General features: G+C 42.7%; 2 protein-coding genes and 1 tRNA gene. 2 read left to right on the top strand and 1 reads right to left on the bottom strand.

The window, feature by feature from the left end; genetic code table 11:
• Positions 1-385: 385 nt before the first annotated feature.
• The gene (locus tag A2517_RS09395; RefSeq protein WP_294896385.1) at positions 386-2,494 is read right to left on the bottom strand and encodes a flagellar biosynthesis protein FlgL; all 2,109 of its coding nucleotides are present in this window, start codon (positions 2,492-2,494) and stop codon (positions 386-388) included.
• 146 nt (positions 2,495-2,640) lie between these two features.
• Here A2517_RS09395 and A2517_RS09390 point away from each other — a divergent pair.
• Positions 2,641-2,724: transfer RNA gene (locus A2517_RS09390), tRNA-Leu, on the top strand.
• Positions 2,725-2,953: 229 nt separating this feature from the next.
• Positions 2,954-3,172, top strand: a 219-nt coding sequence (locus A2517_RS09385; protein ID WP_294896383.1) for a DUF4172 domain-containing protein, incomplete at its 3' end; no start/stop codon positions are given.

Below are 3,172 nucleotides of genomic sequence, written 5' to 3'. Positions count from 1 at the left end.
TAACGCACCTCGGTAGCTCCCCTCAACCACCATCGCCTGAAAAAAGAGGAGTGCGAGAAACAATAACGCAAAAATGCCGCTCATCTCTAATCGTCGATGTACCCCTCCGTCGTATTTGTACCAGTAAAAAAGGGGAACCATAAGGAGGAGCAGATAGGTGTACGCAACATAACCGAAAATATAAACATTCGACAGCGCGAAAGTTGCTCCATATGCGCCGATGATCGATGCATCGGCAATAATAGTAGCAATCCCTAGATAAAATAAAATACCGAAACCGGCAATAAACAGTGTATCGCGTAAAATAGTAGATCCTTGAAATCAGGTTGAAAAGTGGTTAGATTATAGCAAAAAAGGGGAGAGAAACCCCTTTTATTGCAAATTGCTATAAATAATTGACGAGTGAAAGTTTAGAGACTTTGGAAATATTAGAGAGGAGCGCTTGATAATTGAGTGTTAACTGCTGCATACGTAATGTGGCTTCGGCAACATCGGTATCAATCACATCCGATTGAAGTGTTTTCGTACTGATGATAAGAAGATCAGTACGATTGGCTGAGGCTTCCAGTGTTTGAGAATACGATCCTGCTTCGGTTTGAAGACGGCTGACATGATCGCTTAGATCATCCATCATTCGAATGGCATTTTGGACACCGATATTGCGTGGGTCGGTGCTTTCAGACCCATCCGCACGTTTTTTTCCTTGCTCTACCGAGCTTATGATCTCTTCAATTTGGGCAAACAGATTTGTTTTTGGATCACGCAGTGTCAGTGCGCTGTTGGCATTAAATGTGAGAGCCGAACCGGTAGTGACCGAATAATCTAATGAGCTTGAATCATACAATGCAATAGATGCTTGTGTCGTAGGATGGATTTTATCTTGGATAACCATCCGTCCTGCCGTGTCAAGTGTCGTTGAAGCGAGGGTATTGGCTGCGGTGATGGCTGAGTCGTATTGTGCGGCCGTATTGCCGATAGGGAGAGAGCCGCTCATCGTCATATTGACAACATCCAAAAGCTGTTGGTACGTCACTTCATCCGCTCCCGCTGGGGTTCGTGCAACGTCGGCATTGTAGATATTAAATGGGACAATCGGGACTCCGTTGACGGTGCCGCTGACCGAGGAAGCCGCCGCTAAATTGATTTGTAGATCATAATCAAATCCGTCAATATTTTTCCCTTGCAGGTTGAGTGTCGTTCCAACCAAGGTAGCATTGCCCGAAACATCGAGCAGTTTGGTAGAGGCCGATGCGGAGAGATTATCCGCTTTGATGACTTGGGAGACATTTGAGAGGAGTTTTGCACCCTCTTTTATAAAATTGGTTCGATCGTAATTGATCCCCTCAATCGTATTAGGGGTGCCTGTCGGTGTGGTGAAGCCGCTTTTTGTGAATTCTTTTATGAACAAACCGGGGGTCGTAATAGCGGCTGTTTCAAAATTGGTTGTACCGGTTTGAAGATTATCAATTTCGCCCGGTGTGGCCGCATAGAGTGCCGCATCCGAAATATCGGCGGCATCACCGGCGTTTAAGCCGTCAAAGTCTACCGCACCGATCAAATGAAAATCGAGCTTGCTTGAGCCCGAAAGTTTATCCACAATCTCAATTTGTCCATGCGCATTAAGGGTGACATCGACTTGATCCGAGCCGTATTCATTTTTAATGGCTGTCAGCAAATCATTGACATTATTATCCATCGTCAGTGTGCTGATATGTTGTTTGAAGGTTGTTCCGTCAGTTTTTGTCCCTTGGATATAAAAATGGGGAGTGTTAGAGGTCGTAGGATCGATGTCCGTATCCCCCATAAGATCGCGAAGGGTATTATTCGCAGTGATATAGGTCTCTTTGGCTTCAGTACGTGACTTCGTCGTACTTTGCATAATATCAGGGTACAAATCGGTTAAACTCATTTGAGCAACGTTAGAACTCACCGTCCTATTGGTTTTGTTTTCATCGCCCATAAAAAGCTGAGTACCGCTTACATTGTATTTTTGTTTGAAACCTGCACCGAGAAACGCTTCAAGATTTTTATCATTTCCTTGATACGATCCATCATCCGCGATAGGTTTAACCGATGTTGCGGTACCTGAGAAGAGGTACTGTCCGCCGATCGAGGAGTTGGCTAAGGTTAGAAGATGATTTTGGAGACCGCGTAACTCTTTTGCAATCGCTTGAAGACTCGTATCTGAATTGACATCATTGGCCGCATTGACCAGTTTGACTTTCATCGATTCCATAGTTTTGACGATCTCACCGATCGTCGTATCGGCTTGCGTTGAGAGTTTATAGGCGCTTTGAGCACTGTTTTTAACTTGTCCGAGCGTTGTTAACTCATCATCCAGACGAAGCGTATCAATAAAGATACCCGGATCTTCATGGGAATATTGAATTTTAAGACCGGATGAAATTTGTTTATTGACATCGAATAATTGTTGATTTAATTTATTGTTTTCACCGTATATATTGTTGTAATAAGATCCTGCAGTAATTCTCATGTCAAATCCTTTTGAACAAACTTATCTCTATAAAGCAATAAAAGTTCCATACTCTAATATCGACAAAAGTCAAAAAACGATTAGCAACGTCACTTTTACGTCTCTTTAAGCAAAGCCTCCCTATAATTTCACCTCTTCAAACACATGCCAGTGTGGTGAAATGGTAGACACGCCGGATTCAAAATCCGGTATAGCGATATGTGCCGGTTCGAGTCCGGCCACTGGTACCACCCCCTTATTTAAATCAGTCCAAAATCATCCAAAAAATACTCTAAAACCCCTTGTTTAGCCACTTTGTCTATTTTTTATCTCCAAATTAATCCATCTCCAGAATCAAAATATTAAATATTTTTGAGATAAAAGTACGATTATTATATATATTCGTACCAAATATGGTATGATTAAACTAATTATTCAACCCGTTTGAAAATAATTGATCTACATAAGGCAATACCGCAGATGAAACGCTGGATATGGGAGAGGGAGACTTATCCCCATTTTACCTATGATTTGAACCGACTGGAACATTTGATTCAAGAGGTTTCATTGGAGCAGGGGTATCTGATCGCCATAACCCAAACAATGGATCGCAACAATATCGCCCAAAGACAGCTCGAAGCACTGATGAATGAAGCGATTAGTACCTCTGCGATAGAGGGGGAAATCCTCAATCGTGAC

It is taken from the genome of Sulfuricurvum sp. RIFOXYD12_FULL_44_77 (assembly GCF_001830725.1).
GTDB classification, from domain to species: domain Bacteria; phylum Campylobacterota; class Campylobacteria; order Campylobacterales; family Sulfurimonadaceae; genus Sulfuricurvum; species Sulfuricurvum kujiense_A.
Note: the sequence above shows the minus strand (reverse complement) of the source record. Positions and strands in the feature narration are given on the sequence as shown.